The organism is Paenibacillus sp. W2I17 (assembly GCF_030815985.1).
Classification (GTDB): domain Bacteria; phylum Bacillota; class Bacilli; order Paenibacillales; family Paenibacillaceae; genus Paenibacillus.
Genome location: NZ_JAUSXM010000001.1, coordinates 6,659,345 through 6,679,390, shown reverse-complemented (window position 1 = coordinate 6,679,390; position 20,046 = coordinate 6,659,345). Strand labels below are relative to the sequence as shown.

The window sequence follows — 20,046 nt, the reverse complement described above, 5'->3', positions numbered from 1 at the left end:
CAGCAAAAAGCCCACAGCTATCACACTGTGGACTTTTGACTTGATCTATACTTGATTGGAAACGGAAATCATACGATTAATTCTTTTTACTGCGCACTTCGAAAATAGCAAATTTCAGGTAATGTCCTTCATCCACGCCCAAAATTTGCGGGTGATCCTTACCGGCTGCTTTCCAGTCGATCAAACGAAGCACTTTGCCTGCATCTTCCGCTGCATCAGCAATCGTATCCAGGAAGAGGTCTGGACGCATGTGATACGAACAGCTGGCTGTTACCAAATATCCACCCTCATTGACCAGTTTCATTCCTTGCAGATTGATATCCTTATATCCACGGCATGCACCTTTGACTGCTGATTTCGTTTTGGCAAATGCAGGAGGATCGAGGATGACGACATCAAATGTTTTACCGCCAGCTGCCAGCGCTTTGGATGTATCCACTTTCTGTTCGCCTGCACGTGCACGTGCGGTACGTTCATCCAGCCCCTTCACTTGTTCACGCAAGTACTGAAATGCATCAGCAACTACGAATTCGACCCGGTCTGTGAAACCGTTCAGCTCTACATTTGTTCGTGCACTCTCAATGGCATGCTCCGAAATATCAAGACAAGTCACTTTTTTGGCTCCATACTTGCAAGCATTCAACGTAAAGCTTCCCGTGTGTGAGAAGCACTCCAGTACGGTGGCACCGTCCCAATAAGGGAATGTAACTACCTTACCGCTTTTATTCACAGGCAACATCTGCTGTGTGCCATCCTGCTCGGTCGTTTGTAGTGTGATTCCACTCTTGTAGCCCCAACCCTTCATGAGCGGTTCGATCGCTGCACGATTCTCGCGTTGGTCGAAGAAGTAACCTGTCTTCTGCCCTTCCACGATATCCACTTTAATGAGTAGTCCATTCTCTGTAACCGTGACATGTCGTGGGCACTCTCCGTACAGTGGACCTTTGGTCTGCTCCAAACCTTCCAGTTCACGAATCGAGACATCACTGCGCTCATATATGCCTTCCGGCTGCATTACTTCAATGAGTGCCTGTACAATGGCTTCACGGCAACGATCCATGCCAAGTGTAAGCAACTGTACAACGAGGATGCTGCCGAACCGATCAACGATCAATCCTGGCAGAAAATCAGCTTCACCGTAAACGAGACGATATGCCTCGCCATCCTGGATAAAGCGTTCCCGATGACGCAAACAATCGCGGAAACGCGCTGCAAAGAACGCGGTGTCCATCTGTTCGGACTCCAGCGGTTGATACGCTACAACTCTTACTGTGATTTGAGATGCGGGATTGTAATATCCTGTCGCCAGATAGCGACCTTGATGATTCAATACATTGACGAGATCTCCCGGCTCCGGGTTTCCGTCAACAGAGGCAATTTCATTGTTAAATATCCATGGATGTGCATGTTCAAGCCGCTTTTTGCGACTACGTTCGAGTGTAACTGATGGCAAGGTAGATCCACTTCTTTCATAGTTAGTTGAAAAGATAGGTTTGGTGCGGCGCGTAAATGGCGTTCCGGGTTCGAATCGATCTTCCGATCGCTGTTGTCTCCAGATTTTTTTGATTCCCTTTCTTAAAGGGAAAATCCAGAGACAAAGGCGCACGCTTCGCTTCTTCAGATTCGATTTCGTCCCCTCCACTACGCTTGCACGAATCACCGTATCTTTCGAATTGGGGTGCGGCAGTTAAGTGACGTTCCGGTTACGAATCGATCTTCCGATCGCTGTTGTCTCCAGATTTTTTTGATTCCCTTTTTTAAAGGGAAAATCCGGAGACAAAGGCGCACGCTTCGCTTCTTCAGATTCGATTTCGTCCCCTCCACTACGTTTGCACGAATCACCGTATCTTTCGAATTGGGGTGCGGCAGTTTAAGAGCATGTTGGCGCTACCGCTTTGCTTCTTCGGTAACAATTTCGTCTTCTTCGCTACGTTTGCACGAATCATCGTATCTTTCGAATTGGGGTGGGGTAATTTAGGTCGCTTCCCTCTGAATTCCTTTAGGCTTGTCATGGTTGTCTTTTCTTACTCATAGGATGAGTTAAGGAACCCGGACGGAAGGAATGATGTTTCTATGTTTAGAGATGTGATTTTGCCCCTACTCTATGGGCTTATTATCTTTTTTGGTGGCATGAAGTTGATGGAAACCGCCTTGCAGCGCATGGCAGGGCCCATGTTGGCAGGTTGGCTCAATCGTGCCACCTCTGCTCCATGGAAAGGCATGGCCTTCAGTGCGGGCGCAACGGCCCTGTTACAGAGCAGTACTGCGGTCACCGTACTCACCATTGGACTGGCTAATGCCAGATTAATTACCTATGGACGCACACTTGGCATCATCCTTGGCACCAACATCGGGACATGCCTGACAACGGAGCTGGTGGGACTGCAGATCGGACGCGCTTCCCTGCCGCTACTCGTCCTGTCGCTAACGGGCTGGGCCATGTTTGTTGTTCTTGGTGAACGCAATCTGGCCGCTCCTGAACGCACGCGTCAGACTCTGTTTAACATCCAGTACAGCTTCCTCGCAGCTGCGGGATTTGCACTTGTTATGACAGGCATTCAGGTGATGCAATCCATTGCCTTGCCCTTGCGGAGCATGGGCGTATTTCAATGGTTTCTCGACCGGTCGGCCGACAGCTTGTGGTGGGGCTTCCTGGCAGGTGCCTGTCTGACAGCGCTCATTCACAGCAGCGCAGCTGTCATTAGCATGGCGATTACGCTCGCAGCCACAGGGGTATTGCCTGTGGAGATCGGTATCGCCATTGTGATCGGGTCCAATGTGGGGACCTGCATCACCGCTGTGATTGCTGCCGCGGGCGGAGCATCCGCAGGCAAATTTGTTGCAGCCTCCCATGTTGTATTAAACATTGCGGGAGCGCTGCTGTTTATGCCGCTGATCGGCCAGCTGCATGCAGCTTCGGCCTGGCTGTCAGCGGACAACGGGGCACAGATTGCGCATGCCCAGACCCTTTTTAACATCACCAGTTCACTGCTTGCTTTGCCATTCTGTTACTTGCCAATCTGGCACAAAAAACCACCGGTCCACGCCCCAGCGGCGAAGTCACCCGTGGCTTGATGATCTGCCTATCCATACCCACAGAGCGCGCGGCTAACTGACTCGAACAATAATGCGTTATACGTTAATGCCTAACTTGTTCAGGGCTACACGCAAGATATCATCGTTATTATCATATCCGTTCTGCTGCTGTAAGGACCATGCTTCTTCCGGAGCATACCAATCCACACCCTTGATTTCTTCAATCTGAGGCTGTAGATTACCACTCTCGGCTTCAACGAGATAATAATGAACTTCCTTGTCCACCGGGCCAAAATCTGCATGTTGGTACGTATAAGCAATGATATCAACCGGCTCTACAATGCGACCCACCATACCTGTCTCTTCCAAAATCTCGCGTAGTGCTGTCTGTTCGATTGTTTCTCCATCTTCCATTTTGCCCTTGGCGAGAGTTGTTTTACCATAACGATCTACGATAAGCTGAATTTGAAGACGTCCGTCTTCCCCTGTTCTATAAACAACTCCGCCTGCTGAAATTTCTTTTTTGTTCATCGTGCTCTCCCCCATCAACTTCGATATCTTTATTTTATTTTTTTGCAAAAGAAGGACCTCATCTCCCCGGGTAAGCTCCCCAAGGAAATGAAATCCTTGTTTCTGACGCCTCGATCACATCGCGGCGGACTTAAGATTCTCTTCCAACACACGTACCAGCGTAGCCTGACTCTCGTTGACGCCGGCTTCAACCACTTTGACTCGGCACACTTTACCGACCATATCCATCGTTCCGTCAAAGACCAGTTGAATGTAGTTGTCGCTATAACCGTGCAGCTTACCACTTCCCTCGCGGCCTTTGGCTTCACCTTCGGGAATAACATCCAGTACCTGTCCGACAAACTGCTCAGCGTACTCCAGCTGCATCTGCTCAGACAAGTCAATCAGTTCATGCACACGTGCATTTTTGACCTCTTCGTCCACCTGATCTTCCATCCGTGCTGCTGGTGTACCCGTACGTTTAGAATAAGGGAATACGTGCATTTCGGAAAAACCGATCTTCCGCATCAACTCATAGCCATTACGGTACATCTCATCCGTCTCACCTGGAAATCCAACAATGATGTCTGTTGTAATCGCTACATCAGGCATTGCTTCCCGAATGCGAAGCATCTTGTTGTAAAACTCTTCTGTCGTATATTTACGGCGCATGCGTTTCAACACCGTATCATCACCCGCTTGCAGCGGAATATGGAAGTGACGAACGAGTTTGTCGGAACGTTTGATCACGTCGAGCATACGGTCGTCGATCTGGCTGGCTTCAATCGAGCTGATTCGAATACGCTCCAGCCCCTCTACCTTATCCAAATCCCACAGCAGATCGGTCAGATCATAGTTCTCCATGTCATCGCCATACCCACCTGTATGAATACCGGTCAGAACAATCTCCTTGTATCCGGCGTGTACGAGTTGATGCGCCTGTTGAATAATGCTGTTTGCTTCCCGACTACGTGAGAGACCGCGAGACCACGGAATGATGCAGAACGTGCAAAAGTTATTGCATCCATCCTGAATTTTCAGGAAAGCTCGGGTACGATCAGCAAAATCAGGTACATCCATCTCTTCAAACACACGGGTTTTCATAATATTACGCACCGCATTAACCGGTTGACGGGACTCCTGAATTTCATTAACATATGGCAAAATCTTGTCACGGTCCTGTGTACCGATAACCAGATCCACCCCTGGGATGTCCAGAATCTCTGCCGGAGAAGTCTGCGCGTAGCAGCCTGTAACGGCCACAATCGCCTCCGGGTTGCGCCGAATGGCACGACGAATAATTTGACGGCTCTTTTTGTCGCCGGTATTGGTTACTGTACAAGTATTAATCAAGTATACATCCGCTGTCTGTTCATCAAAGTCCACTTGATCGTAACCTTCGTTTTTGAACAATTGCCAAATCGCCTCTGTATCATAGAAATTAACTTTGCAGCCTAAGGTGTAAAACGCCACGGATGGCATAATTACATTCCTCCCATTTCTCCGGATTCATATAGCACGCAAGTTAGTGCTGCCATTCCAGCTGTCTCAGCACGCAAGATGCGTTTGCCCAGTCCAACAGATACAGCACCTGCCTGATCGGCCTCTGCCGTCTCCTTCTCAGAAAATCCACCTTCCGGTCCAACCACGATCAAAACTTCTGCACTTGCACCAGGTGCAAGTTGCTCTACAAACGGCTTCAGTGCATCTCTCAGCTGTTTACCGTTTTCTTTCTCATAACAATAACATACCAGGCTGTAGCCCTCAAAAGAAGATAACAGCCCTTTCCAGGAAAGCGGCTGCTCCACGGATGGAATACGATTCCGGTGACTCTGTTCGGCAGCTTCCTTGGCAATTTTCCGCCACCGCTCCAACCGTTTGCCTTCTTTCTTGGCATCATATTGCACAATCGTACGTTCTGATAGGAAGGGTACAAATGATACCGCCCCAATCTCAGTACATCTCTGGATAACTGTTTCCATCTTGTCACCCTTGGGCAAACTCTGTGCCACGGTTACACGAATGCGTGCTTCATGGTCCATCTCGAGAGGTTCCACAATATTGGCAGTAACTTGGCCAACTTCAATGGTCTCAATTTCCACGAGTGCTTCTCTGGAGTTTCCGTCACTGACAATCAGTTTATCTCCAGGTTTACCACGCATGACTTTGCCAATATGGCGTGCATCATCACCTGTGATGATCACAGCGTGTTCATTAAACTGTTCTGCAGATACAAAATATCGCTGCATTAGTCAATCCACCCATTCTGTCCTGTTATGACTGGAATTCACCCCGCCTGATGACAGGCGTGAATCCAATCGCCACAGATGATCATACAACTTTTACGTGTTTCTGACCAGTATATCAGCCCAAAACACGATGCGCTTTTAGCGATATAATTCAATAACCAGCTTTGCCAGATCCACATACATCGTTTGCGCAAACTCATACAAAGGTTGAATCGTCACATTTTGCAACGGAGGTATAACAAGAATCAATAGGAAGATAAAAATAGACCATTGCTCCACCCCTTGCAGCTTGCGGCTGATTGAAGGTGGCACTACATCTTCCAGAATCCGATAACCATCCAGCGGTGGCAACGGAATCAAGTTAAACAGGAACAGGAAAAAGTTGGTTAAGTTAAAGATAGCGAAAAACGTTGTGATTGCTGTCAGCAACCGCTCATTATCAATGCCGCCGAGTGCTCCCGAACCAACCAGTGAAGCATAGATGATTGTACCGATGATCGCAAGCAACAGATTGCTCAGAGGCCCTGCTGCGGATACGATGATGCCCATCAATCTAGGTTTGTCGAAGTTAGCACGATTAACCGGAACTGGACGTGCCCAACCAAAGCCGGCAATAATGAGCAACAGCACACCAAACAAGTCAAAGTGTACAACCGGATTAAGCGTGACCCTACCCAACAGCTTGGCTGTCGGATCACCGAATTTGTTGGCAAAATACGCATGCGAGAATTCATGCACCGTAAATGCGATCAGGATGGTCAGCAGGAAAAACGGAAGCTGATCGATCGGATAACGAAAGAACGAATTCCAAAAGTCCATGGGTTACCCCTTTCTGGCTACAAACGCCAGCCAATCCTCATCACGATGGATCGCACTCACTTCAAACCCGGAGGCTACCAGTGCACCATGCACAACCTGCTCTTTGTTCTTCCAAATGCCGGATACAATATAGGTCCCACCAGACTCAAGCGCATGATAGACATCGTCCACGAACAACAAAATGATCTCAGCCAGAATGTTCGCCACAACAACCTTAACTGGCAGTTGCACACCTAGCGAAGGGTCCTGACTCCCGAGGACGGACAACAGATCACTCTCTTTAACCGTAATTTGTTGCTCCAGCCCATTCAGTTCCACATTTTCCCTGGCACTGATTACCGCAACTGGATCAAGATCGAGCGCCAGTACATGTTTTGCCCCAAGTTTTATCGCTCCGATAGCCAAAATACCAGAACCTGTACCTACGTCAATGACTTCCTCGCCGCCCTGAATAACCGTTTCCAGTGTGCGCAAGCAGAGGGAGGTCGTTGGATGTGTTCCTGTACCAAAAGCCATGCCTGGATCAAGCTCAATAATTTTCTCATCCGGACTTTCTGGCGTATACTCTTCCCACGTTGGTTTAATCGTCAGACGTTCCGATACACGTATCGGCTTGAAATATTGCTTCCAGGCTGTTGCCCAGTCATTTTCATCCACTGTACGTGTCTCATAACGAACCTCACCTGTATCAATTCCGAATTCGGAGAGTTCCTCAATTCTCGGATTAACTTCGGACTGCAATGCAACCATATCCGTACCTTCGGAGAAGTACCCTTTGATGACCGCAAAGCCTTCCGGAATATCATTCAAAGGAACGTCGTATAACTCACCATATGTCGTGTCCCGTTTTTTATTTAAAGTACCGGACTCTTCAATCGAAACCCCTCCAGCACCCGCTTCATGTAAAAAATTCGAAATCATCTCCACAGCTTCTTCTGTGGTATGTATTGTTAGTTCATGCCATAACATACTTGGTTTTTCCTCCTCATTTTTCAAACATCCCAACTATTGTACTACACAAGCTAGCCGAAGCACAAAGCCGCACCAGTAAAAGAAAAACAAAACAGGATATCCGCAGCCTGACTGCTCGAATATCCTGTCATCTATTCATACATATCTGTTTCATTTACTTAAGCATTTAGCATACTTTGAATCTCACTTAGCAAAAACGCCCACCATTTTGTGTGATCATCTCTGCGGCTTGCGGGAGTGAATCGTTGGAAACGGACACGGTCAGCAAAATTTCTTGTTTTAGCCTGTTTGCCGAATCCTCTTTGGGTGTATCATACACCTGACCATTAGACAACATTTCCGTTTCATCACTAATCAGGGCAAGTACATTCAGTTCGCCACTAAATCCTCCGACGACGGCCGTAGGAGAATTATCGAAGCCCGTAACATCGTTTGAATCCAATGCAGACGCTTCATTGCCAAGGCTCTCGATACTTAATTGGTTCGGGTGCAACAATTCCAGGGCTCTGCGTGCAGACTCGGCCTCAGTCCAGCTTGTAAAAACAGCTTCGAGGGTCACTGCCGAGCGATCTTCAGTCATGAAGCTCCCGTCCCTGACGTCGATCAGCCGCTTCACTGCGGCGTAGTGCTTCGATATCTTCATGATCCGCAGCTTCAGCGCTGAATTCCACGTCCTCATTTTTTGCGGATTGCATACGTTTCATCTTTTCCGTTTTCGTTAAAATCTTGCCTGGACGTTCATGTTCTGCCATTGTAATGCTCCTCCTTCAAATTAAAATGAACTAATATTTGTTACACTGTAAGACTCCGATTGTAGTCCCATCCTCCGATCGCTGTTATCCCCAGATTTCTTCAACTCCCTCCTTAAAGGGAGAAATCCGGGGATAAAGGCGCACGCTTCGCTTCTTCAGATTGGTTCTACACTCTCCGTTAAAGTGTAATTATCTGTCCATCTTATATATATTTCTTAAAACTAGATCATTCCACCGGCTTGTTCGATTATAGACATAGCGCGGTGATGTACCGATTCATCTACGATGACAGTTAGCAATACATCTCTTCCCGTTGGTCCACCCTGTCCACCATCACTCATGCCGCTTGCAGAAGGGTCCGCCGCAGCCATGATTCCAGCACTGGCATTTGTTTGCATCGAATCGGGCACCCATGATGAAAAACTGCCGGAAACACCCGGCTTGTAGGAAGCCCCGCTTGGTCCTACACCCGCATATCGGCTGAATCGATTAATTGACAGGTCCTCCACTCGCAATGCCTCCAGTTTTTTGGCTGCCCCTTGAGCCTGCTCCGGGCTGTGAAAGTACGCCAAAATATTTTTCTCGGTCATCCGCTTCACCTGCTTTCCTAATTTCTCGCATATCAGCTATGCATATCATTCTCGCCATGCTATCTTTCCGCAAGTTCGCTCAGAATATACCGAAATGCTCCCACAAATTGCTGTCGTTCTTTGTAGCATAAATCCAAGGATTTTGCCAAAACCACTGAAACTATAAAAAAGGCGTACAAAAAAGGACACCCTACGGTAAAAACCGCTATGGTGCCCTTTTGGACTTGCTATATTTTATTCTCAGTCGCCGCGGAAGGCGCGTTTCACTCTATCAAAGAAAGATTGTTCATGCTCATGTGTTTGCTCTCCATCCAGCGCAGCAATTTGGCGAAGCAGATCTTTCTGCTCGTCATTCAGCTTACTAGGTGTAACCACAACCACTTTCACATGTTGATCCCCTTGCCCCATACCGCGCAGGCGTGGTACACCTTTGCCTTTGAGTCGGAAATACGTTCCCGTTTGTGTACCAGCTGGTACTTTCAACTTCACTTTTTCAGTCAACGTCGGGATCTCAACCTCATCTCCCAGAGCTGCCTGAGCAAAGGTAAGTGGGATTTCGCAATAAATATCGTCACCTTCACGCTCGAAGAAATCATGTGATTTCACGCGAATGACAATATACAGGTCTCCCGCTGGTCCGCCACGCAGGCCTCCCTCGCCCTCACCTGTCATACGCAGTTGCGCGCCATCATCTACACCCGCTGGAATGCGGACATGGATTTTGCGTTGCTTGCGGACTTTACCGCTACCACTGCACGTTGTACATTTTTCTTTGATAATTTGGCCCGAACCACTACAGTTCGAACATGCACGACGATTAACCATACGACCAAACGGTGTATTTTGCACGACTTCCTGCTGACCGCTACCTTGGCAGACCGAGCAGGTTTCCGGTTTCGTTCCAGGTTTGGCACCTGAGCCATGACAGGTATCACAGCCTTCGGTACGCGGAATCGTAATATCGGTTTCTTTACCGAATACAGCTTCCTTGAACTCAATCGTCATCGTGTACTGCAGATCATTTCCCCGTTGCGGAGCATTTGGATCACGTCGTCCACCGCCACCGCCGCCAAAGAACATGTCGAAGATGTCGCCAAATCCGCCGCCGCCAAAATCACCGCCACCACCGAATCCACCTTGATTCGGATCGACATGACCATATTGATCATATTGTGCACGCTTCTGACCGTCACTCACTACGTCGTAAGCTTCTTTAACTTCTTTAAATTTAGCTTCCGCATCAGCAGCCTTGTTTACGTCAGGGTGATACTGACGGGCAAGCTTACGGTAAGCCTTTTTAATCTCATCGTCGTTAGCCGTTTTACTAACGCCAAGCACCTCATAATAATCACGCTTTTCAGCCACTCTTCCACCCCCATATCATTCACCATATCGCACATCGTGACAAAAGGAAAGCCAAAGCGCGGGAGCCCCGGCTATGACTTTCCCTCTAATTCGAACGTCACCGATGTTTAATTCGCGTAGAACTACGAATTAGTTTTGTTTTTTATCTTCATCCACAACTTCGTAATCAGCGTCTACGACGTTGTCACGTTTAGCAGAACCTTGTTGCTCTTCAGCACCTTGTGCTTCTTGCTCTTGCGCCTGAGCTTGCTCATACAGCTTCACGGACAGTTGTTGAACGATCTCTGTCAGTTCTTCTGTAGCAGCTTTGATATCTTCCAGGTTGTCGGAAGCCAGAACGCCTTGCAGTTTTTCTTTGGCAGCATTTGCTTTTTCAACTTCGCCAGCATCTGCTTTTTCGCCAAGATCTTTGATCGTTTTGTCAACAGAGTAGATCAATTGATCTGCACTGTTTTTCGCTTCAACGAGTTCTCTGCGTTTTTTATCTTCTTCAGCGTGCAACTCAGCATCTTTCATCATTTGCTCAACTTCAGCATCGCTCAAACCGCTGGAAGAAGTGATTGTGATTTTTTGAGTTTTGTTAGTACCTTTATCTGTTGCAGATACGTTAACGATACCGTTGGCATCAATATCGAAGCTAACTTCGATCTGTGGAACGCCACGTGGAGCTGGTGGGATATCACCCAACATGAAACGTCCAAGCGATTTGTTACCCGCTGCCATCTCACGCTCACCTTGCAGAACATGAATCTCAACGCTTGGTTGATTGTCTGCATATGTGGAGAATACTTGAGATTTGCTTGTAGGGATCGTTGTGTTACGCTCGATCATTTTTGTGAATACGCCACCCGCTGTTTCAATACCCAGGGACAATGGAGTTACGTCAAGCAATACAACGTCTTTCACATCACCTGTCAGTACGCCCGCTTGTACAGCAGCACCCAAAGCTACAACTTCATCCGGGTTAACGCCTTTGTGTGGCTCCTTACCCGTCAGTTTTTTGATCGCTTCTTGTACTGCAGGAATACGCGTGGAACCACCAACCAATACGATCTTGTCGATATCGTTAGCTGTCATACCCGCATCACTCAATGCACGACGAGTTGGTTCAAGCGTACGCTCAACCAGACCTGCAGAGATTTCTTCAAATTTCGCACGGCTCAGGTTCAACTCCAAATGCTGTGGAACGCCATCAGCAACCGTGATGAACGGCAAGGAGATTGTTGTAGTCAATACGCCGGAAAGTTCCTTTTTCGCTTTTTCCGCTGCATCTTTCAAACGTTGAACCGCTGCTTTATCTTTACTCAAGTCAATGCCTTGATCTTTTTTGAATTCACTTACGAGATAATCAATGATTACTTGGTCAAAGTCATCCCCGCCCAGTTGGTTGTCCCCGCTCGTTGCTTTAACTTCGAAGAAGCCGTCACCCAGTTCAAGAATGGATACGTCGAACGTACCGCCACCCAGGTCATATACGAGAATCGTTTGGTCTTCGGATTTCTCCATACCGTATGCCAAAGCTGCTGCTGTAGGCTCGTTGACGATACGCAGAACTTCCAAACCTGCAATTTTACCCGCATCTTTAGTCGCTTGACGCTGACTGTCATTGAAGTAAGCTGGTACAGTGATAACTGCTTGAGTTACCGTTTGACCCAGATAAGCTTCAGCATCAGTTTTCAATTTTTGCAGGATGATTGCAGAGATCTCTTGTGCAGAGTAGTCTTTGCCATCAATTGTTTCCTTGTGGGAAGTACCCATGTGACGTTTGATCGACATGATGGTACGATCCGGATTGGTGATCGCTTGACGTTTTGCAGTTTCACCAACAACGCGCTCTCCATCTTTTTTGAAACCAACTACGGATGGAGTTGTACGTGCGCCCTCCGGATTTGGAATTACGACAGCCTCGCCGCCTTCCATTACTGCTACGCATGAGTTTGTTGTTCCTAAGTCAATACCAATTACTTTGCTCATCCGAAAATTTCCTCCCTCAACAATTTAAAATGAATGGGTCTGATCTGACCCTTATTTAGATGTTCATGTTGCTAATCGTGCTCTATGTGTACAAACCTTTATATTAAACTTCGCCCACATTGTTCAACTATGGAGCCGACTCATTCCTTCCTAAAAGGAAATTATGAGCTGACTTTAACCATAGCTGGACGAAGCACTTTATCTTTCAGCATGTAGCCCTTTTGGACTTCCTCAACAACGATACCTTCTTCGTACTCGTCGCTCTCCACTTGCATAATTGCTTGGTGGAATTCAGGATTGAACGGTTGTCCTACCGATTCCATTGCCGTCAGACCTTCGTTATTCATCACGGTTTCCAATTGACGGAAAATCATTTGGATGCCCTTGGAGAAAGATTCGACCTCTGCTCCTTCCGGTACAGTAGCCATGGCGCGCTCGAAGTTATCAATAACCGGTACCAGTTCGGTGACCAGCTTCATCGAAGCGTATTTAGCCAATTCTTCTTTTTCCTTCTGAGTACGACGACGGAAGTTATCAAAATCAGCCTGTGCACGGACATAACGCTGCTGTTGCTCCTCAGCTTCTGCCTTCAGACGTGCAAGCTCATCCTGCTCCTGATCAGCCATCTCTTCAGCTTGTGCTTCTGCAGCGCCAGCTTCATTAATAGGCTCCTGCTCTGCTGCTGTTACCTCTTGTTCTTCTGTAAATGATTGCTCCTCTTTCAAGATGTTCACCTCCTTATACGAATGAAATGGTTCATTCCCGAATCTTATTTGAAACGATGTGTCAGCATCGCCGTCAAGTCACGGGATAGTGTATTTAGAATATGAATGACACGTGCATAATCCATCCGCGTGGGTCCTAGAATACCGATCGAACCCAAAGCCTCACCGTCCAATGAATAGGAGGCTGTAATCAGGCTGCAGTTGGCAAAGGCTTCATGATCATTCTCAGTGCCGATTCGCACTTGAATACCAGATCCACCCGGCACGGGCATCATCAATTTCATGAGTGTTGGTGTCTCTTCCAGCAGGTCAAGAATATCTTTTACCTTTTCGATATCTTTAAACTCCGGTTGAGTCAACATATTGGTGGCACCACTGAGGAACAGACGATTATCATGTTCGTTGTCAAAGGCACTGTTCAGCACCTGCATAACTTCCTCGTAACGTGTAATATGCCGTTCCATCTCTTGCCCAAGTTCAGTATAGAGACGGGATTTCAATTTGTAAATTGGCACACCAACCAGCTTGGTGTTCAACAGTCGAACCACTTTCTCCATCTCGGCTACCGAGATTTCTGGAGGAATCTGGACCGTCTTGTTCTCCACCTGACCGGTATTGGTCACAATGATTGCCACAGCTTCACTTTCGTTCAGCGGAAGCAATTGGAAGTGGCGAAGGGACGTATGGAATACTTCCGGTCCAAGCAGGATCGAAGTATAATTCGTCATATGTGACAAAATATTGGATGCATGTTGAATAACTTGTTCCATGACATTCAGCTTTTCGGCGAAGAACGACTTCAGATCGTCCAATTCCTGGGGTTCCACCTGATTCCAGGGAACCAAATGATCGACGTAATATCGATAACCTTTATGAGAAGGAATGCGACCTGCCGATGTATGCGGCTGTTCCAGGAAACCCATATCTTCAAGGTCCGCCATTTCATTACGGATCGTCGCCGGACTGTATCCAACATCTCCCCTTTTGGAAATGCTCCGGGACCCTACGGGCTCAGCTGAACGGATATAGTCATCCACTATAGCGTTCAGAATCATTCGTTGACGCTCTGTTAACATGGTGAGTATTCCCTCCTTCTGACTGTACTGTCCCATGTCGTTAGCACTCCGGTTAGATGAGTGCTAAGCGGTAATACAAAAATACCAAACTGACGTGAACATTGTCAAGTGAGTTTGATGAGTGGGCTCATCTATTTATAGTATAGACCAATGTCGACGAGTCCTAACAACTTTATTGAACATACTTTGAAGTAAAAAGGACTGCATGTAGGGCAGAGGCTGACTCGGCTCAATCCATGCAGTCCATTTAGTTGTTAGGCTGAAACGTTAAGCTCTTTTAATACGGCGATCTCATCACAACAATCCTGCTTGCTGCAATGAACACAGTCGGTCCATACTTTCTCGGGGAAAATCTCTTTTTCCACCACGGCAAAGCCGTTTTTGAGGAAGAAGGATACTTCATATGTCAACGCCATAACCTTAGGAATCTGTTGTTTCTCCGCTTCTTCTACCAGTCGGTCCAGCAATCGGGAGCCAATTCCGAGCCCTTTGTGTCCTTCCGAGATACCGAGTGATCTGACTTCCACCAAATCATTCCCCAGACGACAAAGCGATCCGCAACCCACGACTTCACCATCGACTTCGGCTACAACAAAGTGCTCCAGTTGTCGGTGCAGTATTTCCCGTGAACGCGGAAGCATGATCCCACGCTCTGCATAGCCCTTAATCATTTCATACAGTGGTTCAACATCTTCCGGCACGGCTTTTCTGCATATTACCGACATCCTGCTCTCCTCCTATTACCAAGCTTTCCAGAGGAAAGCTGACTTCGTAGTTGTTAAATTAACACGCTCTGTAAAATCAATATGAATAAATATACAACAGAGCGTATAGAATTTCAAGCTATGAATTCAGCGATATGGACCCGATAAACTCCGCAAAAACGTCATTTCCGAACAGGATACCCTGCTCGCTCAGTCGGAAGCCGTCTGCCGTCCGCTCAAGCAACCCTGCGTTCAACATTTTGCCCAAAGGCTTCGCAAACACTTCTTCCATGGACTCTCCGAACTGTTCGCTAAAGCGTGAGGCCGAGGCTCCCTCCAACATTCGCAGTCCAACCATCAGATAATCTTCCATGGCTTCCGGGCGAGCAATCTCAAAATGATCCAGACGAGGCAGCCCTGCACGTGAAGCTTCAACATAAGGATTTATACCTTTAATATTCATATGCCGTTCGCGGCCCACATATCCATGTGCACCTGCACCCAGACCATAGTAGTCCTCATTACGCCAGTAGGTAATATTGTGACGACTCTCAAAGCCCGGCTTGGCAAAGTTACTGATCTCGTATTGTCCATAGCCTGCTTCTTTCATACGTCTCATTAATAGAAGATACATCTCCAGCTCGTCATCTTCATGAGGAAGTGGTAGCTGGTTCTTCTGATACAGTGTATGGAAAAGTGTATTCTCTTCGACTTTCAGGCTGTAGATGGAGTAATGCGGCAGATCCAATTCCAACGCTTTGTCGATACTCTCATTCAACATCTCTACGGTCTGGTTCGGCAAACCAAACATCAGGTCAATGGACAGGTTATTCAAGCCTGCTTTACGAGCATTCTCCAAACTGCGATATACATCATCCGTATTATGAATACGGCCAATGCCTGTCAGCAGATCATTCTGAAACGCCTGCACGCCAAAGCTGACACGGTTGACGCCGCCTTCTTTCATCGCAGCGAGTTTCTCCGCATCCGTTGTTCCCGGGTTGGCTTCCATCGAAAATTCAATATCGTCCGCCCAATTTGGGAAATATGTCTTCACGGAACGAAGAAATACTGCCATCTCATCCGGTTTCAGAGCTGTTGGCGTACCCCCACCTACAAATATGGTCTTGATCTCACCCGGTGGATTGGCCTTAACTGTATGTTCCATCTCCCGTTCCAGCGCTTCGAGATATTGCATCACGGGCTGATCTTTCAGAACGTAGGAATTAAAGTCGCAATAAAAACATTTATTCGTGCAAAAGGGAATGTGAAGATACACCGCTTGGGGCGCACCTGTCTTCCGGCTGTGTGCTGCCAATGTCATGGCAAGTCCCCCTCTATTTGAAAAAAGGAAAGCCATCCGGCTTCCCTTTCAGCTTAGTTATTTAATATTCTGTGTTGTAACGAAATTGAATTTTCTTTAATCTAATTTGAATACACACATTCTGTGTTGTACCTCAAAATAGATTGTTTAATCATCAATTTTCAGTACCGCCATGAATGCCTCTTGTGGCACCTCAACGTTACCAACCTGCTTCATCCGCTTCTTACCTTCCTTCTGCTTCTCAAGCAGTTTCCGTTTCCGCGAGATGTCACCACCATAACACTTGGCAAGTACGTTTTTACGCATTGCTTTTACCGTCTCACGAGCAACAACCTTGGTACCTACAGATGCCTGAATTGGCACCTCGAACATTTGCCGTGGAATCAGCTCGCGCAGTTTCTCACAGACAATGCGTCCGCGGTTATAGGCACGGTCACGGTGAACGATGAAGGACAGAGCATCCACCTGTTCGCCATTGAGTACAATATCCATTTTCGCCAGATTAGACTGACGGTAACCGGACAGCTCATAATCCAGGGATGCATATCCTTTGGTACCGGATTTCAACTGGTCGAAGAAGTCATATACAATCTCGGACAACGGAATCTCATAGGTAATGGTAACCCGGGTTGTGTCCAGATATTCCATATTTACATATTCACCGCGTTTAGTCTGACACAGCTCCATAATGGTACCTACATAATCATTCGGTACGATAATATCTGCCTTGACGTATGGTTCCTCGACGTAATCAATCCGTCCCACCTCAGGATAGTTGGATGGGTTGTCGATTTTCATCACTTCACCATTCGTTAAGGTGACGTGATAGATTACACTTGGTGCCGTTGTGATCAAAGGAATGTTAAACTCCCGCTCAATCCGCTCCTGGATAACGTCCATGTGAAGCAGTCCAAGGAATCCGCAACGGAATCCAAAACCGAGTGCACTGGATGTTTCCGGTTCAAAGCTCAGAGACGCATCGTTCAACTGCAATTTCTCCAACGCTTCACGCAGATCAACATAGTCCGATGTTTCGATCGGATAGAGACCACAATACACCATTGGGTTAATTTTACGATAACCCGGCAAAGGTTCCGGTGTTGGATTTTTGGCATCCGTTACCGTATCCCCGACTTGTGTATCGCCAACATGCCGGATACCTGCAACGATAAATCCAACATCCCCGACGTTCAGCTCGTCCACGATGGTCATACGAGGTTTGAACGCTCCAACTTCAATGACTTCAAATGATTTCCCTGTTGCCATCATTTTGATTTTGGAACCGGATTTGATTTTGCCGTCAACAACACGCACATATACGATTACACCTTTGTATGGGTCGTAGTGCGAGTCAAAAATCAGCGCTTTCAAAGGCTGGTCAGGATCACCAGTTGGTGCCGGAACACTTTTCACCACTTGCTCCAAAATTTCTTTGATTCCGATTCCTGATTTGGCCGAAGCCAAAACGGCGTTACTTGTGTCCAAACCAATAACATCTTCCACTTCCTGCTTCACCCGTTCAGGATCAGCGCTCGGAAGGTCAATTTTGTTGATAACCGGTAAAATTTCAAGATTGTTATCCAATGCCAGATACACGTTGGCAAGTGTTTGGGCTTCAATTCCCTGAGCCGCATCCACAACCAGCAGTGCACCTTCACATGCAGCAAGACTGCGTGATACTTCATACGTGAAGTCTACGTGTCCCGGTGTATCAATCAGATTCAATAAATACTCTTCACCGTCATCCGCTTTGTAAGTCAAGGCTACTGCTTGTAGCTTGATTGTTATTCCACGTTCACGTTCAAGGTCCATCTTATCCAGAACTTGTTCCTGCATTTCACGTGAAGTGAGCGCACCTGTGTGCTCCAAGATCCGGTCCGCAAGTGTTGATTTGCCGTGATCTATATGTGCAATAATAGAAAAGTTACGAATTTTACGTTGTCTTGCCCGAATGTCAGTCATTCCTTACCCCCAGAAACAGCCTAGTGTCAATCACTTCATTATAACAGTTGAAGCACAGTGCATCAATCCCGTGATGTCTCAACTTTATAATAAAGTGTCATCATGCACTCCCGGAGGTTATATTGTACCTTAAAATTATGGTATTTTATTCAGCAACGCCGCTAAAAAGAGAGACCACCCACTTGATTCCACTATGTGAGAGATTTTGCAATAGTCCAGCCGTTTTGTCTGCCAACACATCAACCGGAGCCTTATTTTGATCTGCCCCAAGCACTTGGCTTGGTGACTGAACAGGTACAAATGGTGGTTCTTTAATTTCCTTTTGGACAGGTGTAGTCGGAACAGATTCGGTCACCGATGAAGTTGGCTCAGTTGTCACAACGGTTGACGTGCCTCCTGATGGATTGCCCATGTGAAAGTTGCTGCCAGCCAGCTGCATTCCAAACAGAACACCCAGCAACATTAATACAGCGATGGATAACAGTCTTTTACCGAATCTGGACATGTGCATTGCCTCCTGTCACTCTCTACTATTTTTCCTTATTACATATATGGTTCCTATCCACCCTGCGACGAGGTTTCCGCACTAGCTTTGTCCACCTTCTGATCTTCCCAATACACTTGGGAAATCATGTCTGCTAGAATCTTCGATGTCCGTTGGAGCTCAGCTCCTGTGTTGTCGATGCCACCAATCTCGATCAAAATGCTGTTAGGTGAAAGGGTTTGGTTATACTCTCCATTGTTGGCTCCTCCACCATCTTTGCCCCACACACCCCGGGATACCCCAGGATACTTGGCTTCCAGTTTCTTATGAATTTTCGCTGCAAAGGCTTCATTCTGCTGCCAATTTGGATTTTCATGTCCAATAATGAAATACACTTTGGCGTAGCCCAAGTCATTAATAGTGGTTGTTGTTTTGCCATGACGCTGTGAATCGCGATGAATGTCTATGAGATACGTCAGATCATCATTTTGAGCGAGTGCCGCTTTTACCGTTTGACGGGAGTATTTATAAGAATAGTTCCAGTTGTAGTCCTTTACTTTAGTGGGGTAATCATCCTTAGCGTGTTCTACGCCGATTCCCAGCTTCTCCAGACTGTCTGAGAGGTAGGTTCCCACTTGAAATACATTGCCTGTTGATTTGCCTGATGATGGATTATCACTTTTCGTACCTAGCAGTGGATTGTAACCTTCCCGTGGATGGGAATGATAGATAAGAATTGACTTTTTGCCTGTTGTCGGTGAGCCTGAATTGTCTTTCTCGCCATTCTTCGCTGGGGGATCTTCTTTACCTTCTCCATCTCCAGGCTCAGTCGACTCAGATGGATCCGTATTGTCCTGGCCTGGTGGAACATGCAGCTCACTACCGGGTTTTCCTCCACCTGCGGAAGCCGTATCTGTAAGACCGGGACCTGGCTGATAATCTTCGGGAGCCTCGGCTTTTTCGTTACCAGATCCAGGGCGGAGCAGAACAGGTTGGTTGGAACCCATGCCCGGCATTTCTCTCGCAATCAGGCTCTTCGGATCTTGAGGATTTACATTCGTTAGTAATTGGAAAACAAATGAGGTGAGATTCTCACCAGATATGGCAGAGGTCTGTTCCTTCTGGGTGAGATGAGGCATCTCCATACCGAGCATATCGACAAAAAAGCGGCTTGATACGGCACTCGCAAATCCTTTCATGGAAGAAACGGGTGAATTATTCAAGCGTTTCTCTGCCATGCCCCCCAGACCCAGTACAACAAAAAACAGGGCAGATATGATCATAAGCAACAACAACGTACGGCCCATGGCCAGCACGTGCAGACATCTTTTTTTCCACTTCCCAATATTCCAGGCCAATATCTTGTTCATTCTGCTGTCTCCTTCCCTGCTGGACAACTCATATACTTCAACTCTATGAGCCCGCCCAATTTGATAGAACAGGAAAATGAAAGATTCCAGAAACAAAAAAAAGAAAGTCCGATAGATTCGGACCTTCTTCTCAG

At 47.1% G+C, this 20,046-nt stretch carries 19 protein-coding genes; 1 reads left to right on the top strand and 18 read right to left on the bottom strand.

Annotated elements, in window-relative coordinates:
• Positions 1-76 precede the first annotated feature (76 nt).
• The gene (locus QF041_RS29685; protein WP_307416701.1) at positions 77-1,453 is read right to left on the bottom strand and encodes a class I SAM-dependent rRNA methyltransferase; all 1,377 of its coding nucleotides are present in this window, start codon (positions 1,451-1,453) and stop codon (positions 77-79) included.
• A gap of 620 nt (positions 1,454-2,073) precedes the next feature.
• On the opposite strand from QF041_RS29685, the gene QF041_RS29680 reads away from it, so the two are divergent.
• Complete coding sequence (locus QF041_RS29680; protein WP_017687227.1) at positions 2,074-3,075, top strand: Na/Pi cotransporter family protein; 1,002 nt, start codon at positions 2,074-2,076, stop codon at positions 3,073-3,075.
• A gap of 57 nt (positions 3,076-3,132) precedes the next feature.
• Here the strand turns inward: QF041_RS29680 and QF041_RS29675 are convergent, their stop codons facing one another.
• The 17 genes from QF041_RS29675 to QF041_RS29595 form a co-directional block, all read right to left on the bottom strand.
• The gene (locus QF041_RS29675) at positions 3,133-3,567 is read right to left on the bottom strand and encodes an NUDIX hydrolase (RefSeq protein ID WP_307416699.1); all 435 of its coding nucleotides are present in this window, start codon (positions 3,565-3,567) and stop codon (positions 3,133-3,135) included.
• A 114-nt stretch (positions 3,568-3,681) separates the two neighbouring features.
• On the bottom strand, positions 3,682-5,028 hold the full coding sequence (gene mtaB, locus QF041_RS29670) for a tRNA (N(6)-L-threonylcarbamoyladenosine(37)-C(2))-methylthiotransferase MtaB (protein ID WP_047843791.1): 1,347 nt from the start codon (positions 5,026-5,028) through the stop codon (positions 3,682-3,684).
• 2 nt (positions 5,029-5,030) lie between these two features.
• Positions 5,031-5,795 carry an RsmE family RNA methyltransferase gene (locus QF041_RS29665; RefSeq protein ID WP_307416698.1) on the bottom strand — a complete coding sequence of 255 codons (765 nt, stop codon included), beginning with the start codon at positions 5,793-5,795 and terminating at the stop codon, positions 5,031-5,033.
• Positions 5,796-5,933: 138 nt separating this feature from the next.
• A complete protein-coding gene (locus QF041_RS29660) occupies positions 5,934-6,614 on the bottom strand; it encodes a site-2 protease family protein (RefSeq protein WP_074095894.1) in 681 nt (226 codons plus the stop codon).
• 3 nt (positions 6,615-6,617) lie between these two features.
• The gene (prmA, locus tag QF041_RS29655; protein WP_307416697.1) at positions 6,618-7,583 is read right to left on the bottom strand and encodes a 50S ribosomal protein L11 methyltransferase; all 966 of its coding nucleotides are present in this window, start codon (positions 7,581-7,583) and stop codon (positions 6,618-6,620) included.
• A gap of 190 nt (positions 7,584-7,773) precedes the next feature.
• Positions 7,774-8,166: a hypothetical protein gene (locus QF041_RS29650; protein WP_076211655.1), complete on the bottom strand. Its 393-nt coding sequence runs from the start codon at positions 8,164-8,166 to the stop codon at positions 7,774-7,776.
• Complete coding sequence (locus tag QF041_RS29645; protein ID WP_017687220.1) at positions 8,159-8,338, bottom strand: YfhD family protein; 180 nt, start codon at positions 8,336-8,338, stop codon at positions 8,159-8,161. The genes QF041_RS29650 and QF041_RS29645 overlap by 8 nt, the downstream gene beginning before the upstream one ends.
• Before the next feature lie 221 nt (positions 8,339-8,559).
• Positions 8,560-8,928: a hypothetical protein gene (locus QF041_RS29640; protein ID WP_017687219.1), complete on the bottom strand. Its 369-nt coding sequence runs from the start codon at positions 8,926-8,928 to the stop codon at positions 8,560-8,562.
• 240 nt (positions 8,929-9,168) lie between these two features.
• Positions 9,169-10,293 (bottom strand): molecular chaperone DnaJ, encoded by a 1,125-nt coding sequence (dnaJ, locus tag QF041_RS29635; RefSeq protein ID WP_062835521.1) that lies wholly within the window; start codon positions 10,291-10,293, stop codon positions 9,169-9,171.
• A gap of 129 nt (positions 10,294-10,422) precedes the next feature.
• Positions 10,423-12,267: a molecular chaperone DnaK gene (dnaK, locus tag QF041_RS29630; RefSeq protein WP_091028373.1), complete on the bottom strand. Its 1,845-nt coding sequence runs from the start codon at positions 12,265-12,267 to the stop codon at positions 10,423-10,425.
• 161 nt (positions 12,268-12,428) lie between these two features.
• Positions 12,429-12,992 carry a nucleotide exchange factor GrpE gene (grpE, locus tag QF041_RS29625; protein WP_076211668.1) on the bottom strand — a complete coding sequence of 188 codons (564 nt, stop codon included), beginning with the start codon at positions 12,990-12,992 and terminating at the stop codon, positions 12,429-12,431.
• 44 nt (positions 12,993-13,036) lie between these two features.
• A complete protein-coding gene (gene hrcA, locus QF041_RS29620; RefSeq protein ID WP_076211670.1) occupies positions 13,037-14,068 on the bottom strand; it encodes a heat-inducible transcriptional repressor HrcA in 1,032 nt (343 codons plus the stop codon).
• A gap of 254 nt (positions 14,069-14,322) precedes the next feature.
• The gene (locus tag QF041_RS29615; protein ID WP_017687214.1) at positions 14,323-14,793 is read right to left on the bottom strand and encodes an N-acetyltransferase; all 471 of its coding nucleotides are present in this window, start codon (positions 14,791-14,793) and stop codon (positions 14,323-14,325) included.
• Between the two features lie 118 nt (positions 14,794-14,911).
• Positions 14,912-16,096 carry a radical SAM family heme chaperone HemW gene (gene hemW, locus QF041_RS29610; protein WP_036668565.1) on the bottom strand — a complete coding sequence of 395 codons (1,185 nt, stop codon included), beginning with the start codon at positions 16,094-16,096 and terminating at the stop codon, positions 14,912-14,914.
• 147 nt (positions 16,097-16,243) lie between these two features.
• Entirely contained in the window at positions 16,244-18,058 is a 1,815-nt protein-coding gene (lepA, locus tag QF041_RS29605) for a translation elongation factor 4 (protein WP_036615097.1), read from the bottom strand.
• A 145-nt stretch (positions 18,059-18,203) separates the two neighbouring features.
• Positions 18,204-18,563 (bottom strand): hypothetical protein, encoded by a 360-nt coding sequence (locus QF041_RS29600; protein ID WP_307416696.1) that lies wholly within the window; start codon positions 18,561-18,563, stop codon positions 18,204-18,206.
• A 53-nt stretch (positions 18,564-18,616) separates the two neighbouring features.
• A complete protein-coding gene (locus QF041_RS29595; protein WP_307416695.1) occupies positions 18,617-19,912 on the bottom strand; it encodes a stage II sporulation protein P in 1,296 nt (431 codons plus the stop codon).
• Between the last annotated feature and the right edge of the window lie 134 nt (positions 19,913-20,046).